Below are 13,909 nucleotides of genomic sequence, written 5' to 3' on the forward strand. Positions count from 1 at the left end.
CAACCAAGAACCCGAGGGACGCGTCCCGAGGGTGTTGAAAAAGGAGAGGCCCCATGGCCAAGAAAATCGCTGGCACGATGAAGCTGCAGGTTCCTGCAGGTCAAGCCAACCCATCCCCGCCCGTAGGCCCAGCACTGGGTCAGCGCGGCATCAACATCATGGAATTCTGTAAGGCGTTCAACGCCAAGACACAGGAACTCGAGCCAGGCGCACCTTGCCCGACCGTGATCACATACTACCAGGACAAATCGTTCTCGATGGACATCAAGACACCACCTGCGTCCTACTTCCTGAAGAAGGCGGCCAAGGTGAAGTCGGGTGCAAACAACCCATCGCGTGAGATTGTTGGTACGGTAACGTCCAAGCAGGTCCGGGAAATCGCAGAGGCCAAAATGAAGGACCTCAACGCAAACACCGTAGAAGCCGCGATGCAGATCATCCTCGGCTCGGCACGGTCTATGGGCATTGAGGTGAAGTAATGGCTAAGCTCGGAAAACGCACAACTGCAGCTCGCGAGGCATTCGCAGGCAAAGCAGACGTCACAGTCGCCGAAGCGGTTGCACTGGTTAAAGACAACGCAAAAGCCAAGTTCGACGAGACTATCGAGATCTCTGTGAACCTCGGTGTTGACCCACGTCACGCAGACCAGATGGTTCGCGGCACGGTTGCTCTGCCAAACGGCACAGGCAAAACCATGCGTGTGGCTGTGTTCGCACGCGGCGACAAAGCAGACGAAGCCAAAGCGGCGGGTGCTGACATTGTTGGTGCAGAGGATCTGATGGAAGTCGTCCAAGGCGGCAAGATCGAATTCGATCGCTGCATCGCAACACCAGACATGATGCCTATCGTTGGTCGTCTGGGTAAGGTTTTGGGTCCACGCAACCTGATGCCAAACCCGAAGATCGGTACAGTGACTATGGACGTCAAAGAAGCTGTTGAAGCAGCGAAGGGCGGCGAAGTTCAGTTCAAAGTCGAAAAAGCTGGTGTGGTTCACGCCGGCGTTGGCAAAGCGTCCTTCACAGCTAAGCAGCTGGAAGAGAACATTCTGTCGTTTGTCGGCGCTGTTCAAAAAGCCAAACCATCGGGCTCTAAGGGTTCCTACATGAAGAAGGTTTGCCTTTCTTCGACAATGGGCCCAGGCGTCACGATCGCCGTGGATTCCGCAACAGGCAACTAAGCCTGCTGCATAAGAATTTGGTTCCCGTTCGCGGGGGCCATTTAGCGGAGCCAGGCAATCGGCTTCGTTCTGTCCGAGACGGAGGGTTCAGAGCAATCTGAATAATTCCTTCCTGAGATGGGAAACGAGACGAGATTTCCGAGGGCAACCTCGGGCGATCGTGGCCTCGGGACCCTGAAATTGGACCCGAAACGGTCCCTGCTTTGGTGGGGATCAAACTGAGCCGGAAGGGATATCCCTTCCAATTTTGGAGTGAAACTGTGGATAGAGCACAAAAAGAACAGTTGGTCGACGATCTCGGCCAAATCTTTGAAAGCTCTGGCGTCGTTGTGGTTAGCCACTACGAAGGTCTGACAGTTGCTGAGATGCAAGACCTGCGCGCGCAAATGCGTGAAGCGGGTGGTGCAGTTCGCGTTGCCAAAAACAAGCTCGCCAAGATCGCCCTTGAAGGTAAGCCTTGCGCAAGCATCGCTGAATACCTGACGGGCATGACCGTTCTCGCCTATTCCGAAGACCCTGTGGCAGCAGCCAAAGTGGTTCAGGAATTCTCCAAGGGCAACGAAAAGTTGCAAATCCTTGGCGGTGCTATGGGTGAGAATGCGTTGGACGTCGCCGGTGTTAAAGCCGTCGCAGCAATGCCATCCCGCGAGGAGCTTATTGCTTCTATCGTTGGCTGTATTGGTGCGCCTGCCTCGAACATCGCCGGTGCCATTGGCGCGCCTGCAAGCAACATCGCGAGCATTTTGTCTACCGTAGAGGACAAAGCAGCAGCTTAAGACCTTCGTTTTGTTGAATTGCGAAACGTTGGAACACATCTAGAAAGAACGGAAACAGTATAATGGCTGATCTGAAGAAACTTGCTGAAGAGATCGTTGGTCTTACCCTTCTCGAAGCACAAGAACTGAAAACCATCCTCAAAGACGAGTATGGCATCGAGCCCGCAGCTGGCGGCGCAGTAATGGTGGCTGGCGGCGGCGACGCTGGCGGTGCAGCTGCAGAAGAGAAAACTGAGTTTGACGTTGTTCTCAAGAACGCTGGCGCTCAGAAAATCAACGTGATCAAAGAAGTTCGCGGCATCACTGGTCTGGGCCTCAAAGAAGCCAAAGACCTCGTTGAAGCTGGCGGCAAGATCAAAGAAGGCGTCGACAAAGCCGAAGCAGAAGACATCAAGGGCAAGCTGGAAGCAGCTGGCGCAGAAGTCGAGCTGGCCTAAGTCGGTCGTCTGGACCGCCGCGTTGGTCCAACAAAACATGGCTGGATCAGGGGAAACCTTGGTCCAGCCGCACCTGTCTTAATAGGGGTCAACGGGTTTGGCGTCTTTTTGGATAGGTTTCATGGTCGGGAGGTGCCCTTTGGGACGGGCACCACGAATTGGCCGAAACTGATATCCGTTCTCAGATGAGAGAATGCCGAGACCCACCGGCGTTCTGTCATAGAGATTTGAAAGGTGACGACGCACATGGCTCAGTCCTTCCTAGGTCAGAAACGCTTGCGCAAATATTACGGTAAAATCCGTGAAGTTCTAGAAATGCCGAACCTCATTCAGGTGCAAAAAGCATCTTATGAGCTGTTCCTGAAATCCGGTGATCAACTCGCGCCACTCGATGGCGAAGGTATCAAAGGTGTGTTTCAGTCGGTATTCCCGATCAAAGACTTCAACGAGACAGCCGTACTCGAGTTCGTAAAGTACGAACTTGAAAAACCGAAATACGACGTCGAAGAGTGCATGCAGCGCGACATGACGTACAGCGCGCCGCTCAAGGTGACGCTGCGCTTGATCGTGTTTGATATTGACGAGGACACAGGCGCCAAGTCGGTCAAAGACATCAAAGAACAAGACGTGTTCATGGGCGACATGCCTTTGATGACGCCAAACGGTACGTTCGTCGTGAACGGCACCGAGCGCGTGATCGTATCCCAGATGCACCGTTCGCCGGGCGTCTTCTTTGACCACGATAAGGGTAAAACCCACTCGTCGGGCAAATTGCTCTTTGCATGCCGGATCATCCCGTACCGTGGTTCTTGGTTGGATTTCGAATTCGATGCCAAGGATCTCGTGTTCGCACGTATCGACCGTCGCCGGAAACTGCCGGTAACGACGCTTCTCTATGCGCTTGGTCTCGACCAAGAAGGCATCATGGACGCGTATTACAACACCGTCGATTACTCCTATCAGAAGAACAAAGGTTGGGTCACCAAGTTCTTCCCTGAGCGTGTACGCGGCACTCGCCCGATCTATGATCTGGTAGACGCGAAAACCGGTGAAGTGATTGCGGAAGCAGGCAAGAAAGTCACGCCACGTGCGGTAAAGAAATTGATCGACGAAGGTGCGGTGACAGAATTGCTGCTGCCTTATGATCAGATCGTTGGCAAATTCGTAGCCAAGGACATCATCAACGAAGAGAACGGCGCGATTTACGTCGAAGCTGGAGACGAGCTGACGCTTGAGATGGACAAAGATGGCGAAGTCATCGGCGGTTCGCTCAAAGAGTTGGTCGACAACGACGTGACAACGATACCTGTTTTGGACATCGATAACGTCAACGTCGGTCCGTACATGCGTAACACCATGGCGAACGACAAAAACATGAGCCGCGAAACTGCTCTCATGGACATCTACCGCGTGATGCGTCCGGGCGAGCCGCCCACCGTTGATGCGGCATCGACATTGTTCGACAGCCTGTTCTTTGACAGCGAGCGTTATGATCTCTCGGCCGTTGGTCGTGTGAAAATGAACATGCGTTTGGCTTTGGATGCTGAGGATACTCAACGGACACTGCGCAAAGAGGACATTGTGTCCTGCATCAAGGCGCTGGTTGATCTGCGCGACGGCCGCGGCGATATCGACGATATCGACCACCTCGGCAACCGTCGTGTTCGTTCTGTTGGCGAGCTGATGGAAAACCAGTACCGCGTTGGTCTGCTCCGCATGGAGCGCGCGATCAAAGAGCGTATGTCGTCGGTAGAGATCGACACTGTCATGCCTCAGGATCTGATCAATGCGAAACCAGCTGCTGCTGCGGTTCGCGAGTTCTTTGGCTCGTCCCAGCTGTCGCAGTTCATGGACCAAACCAACCCACTGTCCGAAGTGACGCACAAGCGCCGCCTCTCTGCATTGGGCCCAGGCGGTTTGACCCGCGAGCGTGCTGGCTTTGAGGTGCGCGACGTGCACCCAACGCACTACGGTCGTATGTGTCCGATTGAGACACCGGAAGGTCCGAACATTGGTCTGATCAACTCGCTCGCTACATTCGCGCGTGTGAACAAGTACGGCTTTATCGAAACGCCATACCGCAAGGTTGAGAACGGCGTTGTAACCGACGAAGTCCAGTACATGTCTGCGACCGAAGAGATGCGCCACACTGTTGCGCAGGCGAACGCGAATTTGGACGAGAACGGCAAGTTCGTAAACGAGCTAGTCTCTACACGTCAGTCCGGTGACTACATGTTGGCGGCGTCCGAGAGCGTTGATCTGATCGACGTTTCACCCAAGCAGTTGGTCTCGGTTGCGGCCTCGCTGATCCCGTTCCTCGAGAACGACGACGCGAACCGCGCGCTGATGGGATCGAACATGCAACGTCAGGCGGTTCCACTGCTTCAGGCCGAGGCCCCATTGGTGGGTACCGGTATCGAAGAAGTTGTGGCACGCGATTCTGGTGCGGCAATCATGGCGAAACGTGCAGGTATTATTGACCAAGTTGATGCGGCCCGTATCGTTGTACGTGCGACCCACGATCTCGAAGTCGGTGATCCAGGCGTTGATATCTACCGCATGCGCAAGTTCCAGCGTTCGAACCAGAACACCTGTATCAACCAGCGTCCGCTGGTGAAGGTGGGTGACACTGTTCAAAAGGGCGAAGTTATTGCTGATGGTCCATCCACGGACATCGGTGAATTGGCTCTGGGTAAAAACGTGGTCGTCGCGTTTATGCCTTGGAACGGCTACAACTATGAGGACTCGATCCTGATTTCCGAGCGTATCACACGCGACGACGTCTTTACTTCGATCCACATCGAAGAGTTTGAAGTCGCTGCTCGTGACACCAAGCTCGGCCCAGAGGAAATCACCCGTGATATTCCAAACGTTGGCGAAGAAGCTCTGCGCAACCTTGACGAGGCTGGCATCGTGTATATCGGCGCCGAAGTTGGTCCAGCGGACATCCTCGTAGGTAAGATCACACCAAAAGGCGAAAGCCCGATGACACCGGAAGAGAAGCTCCTCCGTGCCATCTTTGGTGAGAAAGCATCCGACGTGCGTGACACGTCGTTGCGTTTGCCACCGGGTGACTTTGGTACGATCGTTGAGGTTCGTGTCTTTAACCGTCACGGCGTCGAAAAAGACGAACGTGCGTTGCAGATCGAGCGTGAAGAGGTCGAGCGCCTTGCCCGAGACCGCGACGACGAGATGGCGATCCTGGATCGCAACATCTATGCACGTCTGCGCGATCAGCTGATGGGCAAAGTGGCTGTCAAAGGTCCTAAAGGCATGAAGGCGAACACAACTGTGGACGCTGACCTGCTGGAAGAGACACCACGCAGCCATTGGTGGATGTTCGCCCTGAAAGAAGAGGGTGACGCTCAAATCGTCGAGGCCATGAACGAGCAATACGAGGCGCAAAAGCGTGCCTTGGACGCTCGTTTCGAGGACAAAGTCGAGAAAGTGCGCCGCGGCGACGATCTGCCTCCGGGCGTGATGAAAATGGTCAAAGTCTTTGTTGCTGTGAAGCGTAAGCTTCAGCCAGGCGACAAGATGGCCGGTCGTCACGGCAACAAAGGTGTGATTTCGAAAGTGGTACCAATGGAGGACATGCCGTTCCTTGCTGACGGTACTCCGGTCGATTTCGTTCTGAACCCGCTCGGTGTTCCATCGCGTATGAACGTCGGTCAAATTCTCGAAACTCACATGGGTTGGGCGGCACGTGGTCTGGGTATCCAGATTGACGACGCTCTGGGTGAATTCCGCCGTTCTGGCGATCTCACACCTGTGCGTGACGCGATGAAGATCGCCTATGGTGACGACGTCTATGACGAAGGCATCGCAGGTATGGACAAAGGTCAGTTGCTTGAGGCGGCTGGTAACGTGGCACGTGGTGTTCCAATCGCGACGCCCGTCTTTGACGGTGCAAAAGAAGCGGATGTGAACGACGCGCTGGTACGTGCTGGTTTCTCTGAGAGCGGTCAGTCGGTTCTGTTTGACGGGCGCACAGGCGAGCAGTTTGCACGCCCTGTCACCGTCGGCATCAAGTACCTGCTGAAGCTGCATCACCTTGTGGACGACAAAATCCACGCTCGTTCGACAGGCCCATACAGCCTTGTGACGCAACAGCCGCTGGGTGGTAAAGCCCAGTTCGGTGGTCAGCGTTTCGGTGAGATGGAAGTCTGGGCGCTTGAGGCATATGGCGCGGCATACACGCTGCAAGAGATGCTGACGGTCAAGTCGGACGACGTTGCTGGACGGACGAAAGTCTATGAAAGCATCGTCAAAGGCGAGGACAACTTTGAGGCTGGTGTCCCAGAGTCGTTCAACGTGCTCGTGAAAGAAGTCCGGGGCCTCGGCCTCAACATGGAACTCCTGGATACGGTGGAAGACGAATAACGGGGTCTAACCCCGTGAATGGGGGCGCAGACCCGCGCCCCCGCTTGTTTCCCAACGTGCCCCTTTCAAGGATTTGAAAATGAACCAGGAACTGACAAACAACCCGTTTAACCCGCTCACACCGGCGAAAACATTTGACGAAATCAAGGTCTCTTTGGCCTCCCCGGAACGCATCCTGTCGTGGTCGTTCGGTGAGATCAAAAAGCCAGAGACCATCAACTACCGTACCTTCAAGCCAGAGCGCGACGGTCTGTTCTGTGCGCGTATCTTTGGGCCGATCAAAGATTACGAATGCCTGTGCGGCAAATACAAACGCATGAAGTATCGCGGCGTTGTCTGCGAGAAATGCGGTGTTGAAGTTACGCTGCAAAAGGTACGCCGCGAGCGTATGGGCCACATCGAGCTGGCCTCGCCTGTTGCACACATCTGGTTCCTCAAGTCGCTGCCATCGCGCATCGGCCTTATGCTGGATATGACGTTGCGTGACCTCGAGCGTATTTTGTACTTTGAAAACTACGTGGTCATCGAGCCGGGTCTCACCGACCTCACATACGGTCAGCTGATGTCCGAAGAGGAATTCCTCGACGCACAAGACGCATACGGCATGGACGCATTCACAGCGAACATCGGTGCCGAAGCGATCCGCGAGATGCTGCAGGCGATTGATCTGGAATCTGAGGCTGAGCAGCTGCGCGCTGATCTGGCCGAGGCAACTGGTGAGTTGAAGCCAAAGAAGATCATCAAGCGTCTGAAGATTGTTGAATCGTTCATCGAGTCGGGCAACCGTCCAGAATGGATGATCCTGACAGTTGTGCCTGTGATCCCGCCAGAGCTGCGCCCGCTGGTGCCGCTGGATGGTGGCCGTTTCGCGACGTCCGACCTCAACGACCTTTACCGTCGTGTGATCAACCGGAACAACCGTCTCAAGCGTCTGATCGAACTGCGCGCACCTGACATCATCGTTCGTAACGAAAAGCGGATGCTGCAGGAATCTGTCGATGCATTGTTCGACAACGGCCGTCGTGGTCGCGTCATCACAGGTGCGAACAAGCGTCCTCTGAAATCCCTGAGCGATATGCTCAAGGGTAAGCAGGGTCGTTTCCGTCAGAACCTTTTGGGTAAGCGCGTCGACTTCTCCGGTCGTTCGGTCATTGTAACCGGTCCGGAATTGAAGCTGCATCAATGCGGATTACCCAAAAAGATGGCGCTCGAATTATTCAAGCCGTTCATCTACTCTCGCCTCGAGGCAAAAGGTCTGTCATCGACAGTCAAGCAAGCCAAGAAGCTCGTTGAAAAAGAGCGTCCCGAAGTTTGGGATATCCTCGACGAGGTTATCCGCGAGCACCCTGTCATGCTGAACCGTGCGCCTACGCTGCACCGTCTTGGTATTCAGGCGTTCGAACCGGTTCTTATCGAAGGCAAAGCCATTCAGCTGCACCCGCTGGTGTGTTCCGCGTTTAACGCCGACTTTGACGGTGACCAAATGGCGGTTCACGTCCCTCTGAGCCTTGAGGCCCAGTTGGAAGCGCGTGTTCTGATGATGTCGACAAACAACGTTCTGTCGCCTGCAAACGGTGCGCCGATCATTGTTCCTTCGCAGGACATGATTCTGGGTCTGTACTACATCAGTCTCGAGCGTGAAGGCATGGTTGGCGAAGGCATGGTCTTCGGATCCATCGACGAGGTGCAGCACGCTCTCGACGCTGGCGAGGTGCACTTGCACTCGAAGATCCAAGCACGTGTGCCCCAGATCGACGACGAAGGTAACGAAGTTCAGGTCCGTTTTGACACGACGCCTGGCCGCGTCATCCTCGGTTCGCTCTTGCCGCTCAACGCCAAGGCGCCATTCGCGCTGCTCAACCGCTTGCTCCGCAAGAAAGAGGTGCAGCAGGTCATCGACACCGTCTACCGCTACTGTGGTCAGAAAGAGTCCGTGATTTTCTGTGACCAGATCATGACCGCTGGTTTCCGCCACGCGTTCAAGGCTGGCATCTCGTTCGGCAAGGACGACATGGTTGTGCCTGACACCAAGTGGGAACTCGTCGACGAGACCCGCGAGCAGGTCAAAGACTTTGAACAACAGTACATGGACGGCCTGATCACTCAGGGTGAAAAGTACAACAAAGTTGTCGACGCATGGTCAAAGGCAAACGACAAAGTCACCGATGCGATGATGGGCACGATTTCGGCGTCCAAGCGCAACGAGGCGGGTGCTGAAATGGAGCCGAACTCGGTTTACATGATGGCTCACTCTGGTGCGCGTGGCTCGGTCACTCAGATGAAACAGTTGGGCGGTATGCGTGGTCTTATGGCGAAGCCGAACGGCGAGATCATCGAGACACCGATCATCTCGAACTTTAAGGAAGGTCTGACCGTTCTTGAGTACTTTAACTCGACCCACGGCGCCCGTAAGGGTCTGTCGGATACTGCGCTTAAGACAGCTAACTCTGGTTATCTGACACGTCGTCTGGTTGACGTGGCTCAGGATTGTATCGTGCGTTCGCACGATTGCGGAACTGATCGTGCAATCACAGCTGAGGCTGCGGTTAACGATGGTGAAGTTGTTGCGTCTTTGGGCGAGCGTATTCTGGGCCGTGTTTCTGCTGATGACGTTCTGCGTCCTGGCACAGACGAGGTTATCTGTTCCGCTGGCGAGCTGATCGACGAGCGCAAGGCAGACACAATCGAAGAAGCAGGCGTTGCCAAAATGCGCATCCGCTCGCCTCTGACATGTGAAGCAGACGATGGTGTCTGTGCTGCCTGTTACGGTCGTGACCTTGCACGCGGTACATTGGTTAACCAAGGCGAAGCGGTGGGTATCATCGCGGCGCAGTCGATTGGTGAGCCGGGTACACAGCTGACGATGCGGACATTCCACATTGGTGGCGTTGCCCAAGGTGGCCAACAATCGTTCCTCGAAGCCAGCCAAGAAGGTAAAGTCGAGTTCCGTGATGCAACTTTGCTTGAGAACCAAGCAGGCGAGCAGGTTGTCATGGGCCGGAACATGGTTCTGGCGATCATGGACGACAACGGTCAGGAACTGGCGAACCACAAAGTCGGCTACGGCTCGAAGGTTTTTGTCAAAGACGGTGCGAAAATCGCCCGTGGTGACAAGATGTTCGAGTGGGACCCTTACACATTGCCGATCATCGCTGAGAAGGCGGGTACTGCAAAGTACTCTGACCTGATCGCCGGTATCGCTGTGCGCGAGGACACCGACGATGCGACTGGTATGACGCAAAAGATCGTAACCGACTGGCGTTCTGCGCCAAAAGGCAACGAGCTGGCGCCAAAAATCATCGTGGTTGGTTCGGATGGTGAGCCTGTGCTCAAGGATGACGGCAACCCCGTCGCCTATCCGATGTCCGTTGATGCGGTTCTGTCGATTGAAGACGGTGATCCTGTGTTCGCTGGTGACGTTGTCGCGCGGATTCCGCGTGAGGGCGCCAAGACCAAGGACATTACAGGTGGTCTGCCACGTGTTGCTGAATTGTTCGAAGCTCGTCGTCCAAAGGATCACGCGATCATCGCCGAAATCGATGGTTATGTGCGCTTTGGTAAGGACTACAAGAACAAGCGTCGCATCGCGATCGAGAGCTCGGAAGATCCGGATCACAAGGTCGAGTACATGGTGCCCAAGGGCAAGCACATCCCAGTAGCCGAGAACGATTTCGTTCAAAAAGGCGACTACATTATGGATGGCAACCCTGCGCCGCACGACATTCTTGCGGTTATGGGTGTCGAAGCGCTCGCTGATTATATGATCGACGAAGTGCAAGACGTGTACCGTTTGCAAGGTGTGAAAATCAACGACAAGCACATCGAGGTTATCGTGCGCCAGATGCTCCAGAAATGGGAAATTCTGGACAGCGGTGAGACGACCCTCCTCAAAGGTGAGCACGTTGATAAGGCCGAGTTTGACGCCGCGAACGAGAAAGCAACCGCCAAAGGCGTGCGTCTCGCTCAGGGTGAGCCGATCCTCTTGGGTATCACCAAGGCATCGCTGCAAACACGGTCGTTCATCTCTGCTGCGTCCTTCCAAGAAACAACGCGCGTGCTGACCGAAGCTTCGGTTCAGGGCAAGCGGGACAAACTGGTTGGTCTCAAAGAGAACGTGATCGTGGGTCGTTTGATCCCAGCGGGTACTGGTGGCGCAACTCAGCGTGTCACACGTATCGCAACAGAGCGTGACAACGTGGTACTGACCGCACGCCGCGAAGAAGCAGAAGAGGCCGCGCGCCTTGCTGCTCCGACCGAGGCACCGGCAGAAGACCTCATCGGGGGTGACGAGTTCGATACAATGATCGTCGACACACCTGAGAGCCGCGAAGACTAAGCGACTGTCATAAGAATTGAGAGAGGCCTCTGCGGAAACGCGGGGGCCTTTTTCGTTCTAGATCTTGGCGTACTTCGCCATCGCATCAAGGGTTTCCGAGAGCGATCGCCGCGCCCCAGTTTGCAGGTATTCCATTGCCCGCAAAGATGCCTCGTGCGCGTCCAAACTAGATCCTCCAACGCAATCTTCGATCACGCGGCAAAAGTAGTCAGACTGGTGTCCATCGGCAAAGGTGTAGTGAACACAGACATCAGTCAGGCCACCGACCATGATCAAGCTATCGATCCCCAAGCCACGCAGCATGATTTCAAAGTCCGTTCCAAAGAACGCCGAATATCGACGTTTTCGGATCAAGATATCTGTCGGACGAAAGTCCATCTCTTTAACGGCAATTTCGGTCTTTGGGTTGTCTTCGAGGCAATGAATGTCTTCGTCACCATCTAGCTCGCGCCCAAAGTCGATCAAATCAGGGCGGTGCACTTCTTGGATAAAGATAACTGGTATATCCGCCGCGCGGGCAGCATCAAGCGCGTCGCGCGCCAGCAGCATCCGTTCTTTGTACCCAGGCATGTTGTCGATTGACCGCACCGCACTGTCATCAATGAATGTGCTGGCTTGGATATCGATGACGATCAGGGCTGGTTTTCCCTCGATCAAGGCGCGGTCGTTTGCGTTGAGATTGGCCATAGGACTGTCCTATTCAATATGGTTCATCGCCGCGATCCACCTAGCGTCATCGATCAGTTTCGTCTCGGATGCGATGCATAGACGCTCGACATAGTCAGCCACGCACATGTGGTGCAGCAGTGCGACGCCGGGCAATTCCATTACTTCTGCATGGATTTTGGCGAACCGCTCTGAGTAGCCGAACGCGCAACGATCCTCGACCTCGTTACGGTTGTGGTTTTCAAAGAACATCGGCGTATATCGGTTCACGCCTCGGCTGGCGCTTGGGGTGCCGAGCTTGAGCGAGAAACTCTCAAAAGACCGCAGAATATAGTGGTTAATCTGTGCGGTCTCATGGGTGATCATCGGGATCTCGGTTTTATAGAGGGCCGAATTGCGGGGGTGGTAGCTTTCGATTTCGGTGCCGTCACCGGTGATTAGGCGCTCTTGGGGGGTACCCCAGCGCCCTTTCTTCATCCGTGGGCCGTGCGCGCCGAATGATCCAAAATCCTTGGGGCCATGAAACAGCGTCTTAAAGTTTCGATTAACCCAATGCTGATGCTCGGATGCGTGAACGAATTGCTGGTGGATCGGTGTGTCCGCAAAGTCATCGACGCCCGACGTGCCAAAGCACCGCCAATGCACGCCGATCCCACGAAAGGGGATGTCAAAGCTGTCGAGATAGCACGCGACGGTCCCGTCCCCGCGATGCAGCACGAGAAACTCATCGACATCACAGACAAAAATCCAGTCAGCCGCTTGCGTTCCGGGGTGGAGACGGGCGTGTCGGTGGGCCGATTTTTTTGGAGCTTCACCATCGACCGGTTGGTGCCGCACATGGGTCAGCCAGCCGGCCATCTCTAACGCATCCAACAGGGCAGGGGAGCGGTCAGTGCAATCATTGGTCAGGACGAGAACCTCGAACCCCAACATCCGATACCACGCGACCCATTCCAAGATGAACGGACCCTCGTTTCGCATCGCTGCAATGACCAAGTGTTTTGTTGGTTTGCCCATACCCCACCCAAACATGCACAGACTATGGCGTCCAGTCTGGACGGGTGTTAGGGCGGATCTATGAACACGCTTTCGATCAACCAACGCGGCGCTGTCTTGATGATGGTGGCCATGTCCGCCTTTGCGATTGGCGATGGCCTGATGAAGTCGTTGTCCGGCGGCGTTCCGTTGTTCGAGGCGATTTTTCTGCGCGGTGTTCTGACGTCAATCCTCCTCTTTTCAGTCGTTTGGTATCGTGGATTGCTACGGATCAAAACAACCGCCGAAGACAAACGACGCATTCTGGTCCGGTGTCTGGCTGAGGCTTTGGCGGCATACTTCTTTATCGCAGCCCTGTTTCATATGCCTTTGGGCGATCTCACCGCGATCTTGCAGGCTTTGCCTCTCACCGTCACTTTGGCCAGCGCAGTGTTTTTGGGGCAAACGGTTGGCTGGCGGCGGTGGTTCGCGATCCTTGTCGGGTTTGGCGGTGTCTTGCTGATTGTTCGACCGGGTGCTGACAGTTTTACAATCTATTCGGTCTACGGTGTTGCGACCGTCATCTGCGCGACCGTCCGTGATATTGTGACGCGATCGCTCAGCCCCAATATCCCGTCGCTTACCGTGACCTTGGCGACGGCGCTTGCGGTGACTTTGTTCGCAGGGTTGATGGGGTGGACCAACAGCTTTGGCCTATCCCCACCCGAACCGTGGGTGATCCCGAATGGCGCTGAAATAGCGACGATCATAGCCACTGGTGTCACGATTATCTTGGCCTATCTGACGATCATCATGGCAATGCGTCAGGGTGATGTCAGTTTTATCGCGCCGTTTCGGTACACTGGGCTGGTCGTTGCCATTTTGGTCGGAATTATCGCGTTTGGAGATTGGCCCGATTTCCTGACGTGGATCGGCAGCGGAATTGTCGTCGGATCGGGGTTGTTTGCCTTTGCCCGTGAACGTCGCGCCGAAGGGATTGCTGCGCGGTCTGTTCCGCACCGCTAGGTGCTGTTGACACATCGACCGACTCCTCCTATACGACGCGCACTCGGAGAGGGGTACGCCCTGATCCAACGAAATCAGAGCTGAAGTGATCACGATCCGGCATAATGCTTGCCCGATCCTCTGTAAGCCCACC

Annotated in this window: 9 protein-coding genes; 7 read left to right on the forward strand and 2 right to left on the reverse strand. The window is 55.1% G+C overall.

What is annotated here, in order from left to right; all coding sequences use genetic code 11:
• Positions 1 to 53: 53 nt before the first annotated feature.
• From rplK to rpoC, 6 genes are all read left to right on the forward strand, one after another.
• Positions 54 to 479: a 50S ribosomal protein L11 gene (gene rplK, locus TR2A62_RS14290; RefSeq protein WP_009160107.1), complete on the forward strand. Its 426-nt coding sequence runs from the start codon at positions 54 to 56 to the stop codon at positions 477 to 479.
• Entirely contained in the window at positions 479 to 1,177 is a 699-nt protein-coding gene (gene rplA, locus TR2A62_RS14295) for a 50S ribosomal protein L1 (protein WP_009160721.1), read from the forward strand. Before rplK ends, rplA begins: the two co-directional genes overlap by 1 nt.
• A 260-nt stretch (positions 1,178 to 1,437) precedes the next feature.
• A complete protein-coding gene (gene rplJ, locus TR2A62_RS14300) occupies positions 1,438 to 1,953 on the forward strand; it encodes a 50S ribosomal protein L10 (RefSeq protein ID WP_040821581.1) in 516 nt (171 codons plus the stop codon).
• Positions 1,954 to 2,015: 62 nt separating this feature from the next.
• Positions 2,016 to 2,390, forward strand: coding sequence for a 50S ribosomal protein L7/L12 (gene rplL, locus TR2A62_RS14305; RefSeq protein ID WP_009159070.1), 375 nt, complete (start codon positions 2,016 to 2,018; stop codon positions 2,388 to 2,390).
• A 246-nt stretch (positions 2,391 to 2,636) separates the two neighbouring features.
• A complete protein-coding gene (gene rpoB / locus TR2A62_RS14310; RefSeq protein ID WP_009158122.1) occupies positions 2,637 to 6,773 on the forward strand; it encodes a DNA-directed RNA polymerase subunit beta in 4,137 nt (1,378 codons plus the stop codon).
• A 79-nt stretch (positions 6,774 to 6,852) separates the two neighbouring features.
• Positions 6,853 to 11,109, forward strand: coding sequence for a DNA-directed RNA polymerase subunit beta' (gene rpoC / locus TR2A62_RS14315; protein WP_009160851.1), 4,257 nt, complete (start codon positions 6,853 to 6,855; stop codon positions 11,107 to 11,109).
• A 57-nt stretch (positions 11,110 to 11,166) separates the two neighbouring features.
• On the opposite strand, the gene TR2A62_RS14320 is transcribed toward rpoC, so the two are convergent.
• Together TR2A62_RS14320 and TR2A62_RS14325 are read right to left on the reverse strand one after the other, a co-directional pair.
• Positions 11,167 to 11,796 (reverse strand): cysteine hydrolase family protein, encoded by a 630-nt coding sequence (locus TR2A62_RS14320; RefSeq protein ID WP_009158249.1) that lies wholly within the window; start codon positions 11,794 to 11,796, stop codon positions 11,167 to 11,169.
• A gap of 9 nt (positions 11,797 to 11,805) precedes the next feature.
• Positions 11,806 to 12,792: a glycosyltransferase family 2 protein gene (locus TR2A62_RS14325; RefSeq protein WP_190275712.1), complete on the reverse strand. Its 987-nt coding sequence runs from the start codon at positions 12,790 to 12,792 to the stop codon at positions 11,806 to 11,808.
• A 60-nt stretch (positions 12,793 to 12,852) separates the two neighbouring features.
• Here TR2A62_RS14325 and TR2A62_RS14330 point away from each other — a divergent pair, with 60 nt between their 5' ends.
• On the forward strand, positions 12,853 to 13,776 hold the full coding sequence (locus tag TR2A62_RS14330) for a DMT family transporter (protein WP_009157457.1): 924 nt from the start codon (positions 12,853 to 12,855) through the stop codon (positions 13,774 to 13,776).
• The last annotated feature ends 133 nt before the right edge of the window (positions 13,777 to 13,909 follow it).

This window comes from Thalassobium sp. R2A62 (assembly GCF_000161835.1).
In the GTDB taxonomy this organism is placed as follows: Bacteria; Pseudomonadota; Alphaproteobacteria; order Rhodobacterales; family Rhodobacteraceae; genus Thalassobium.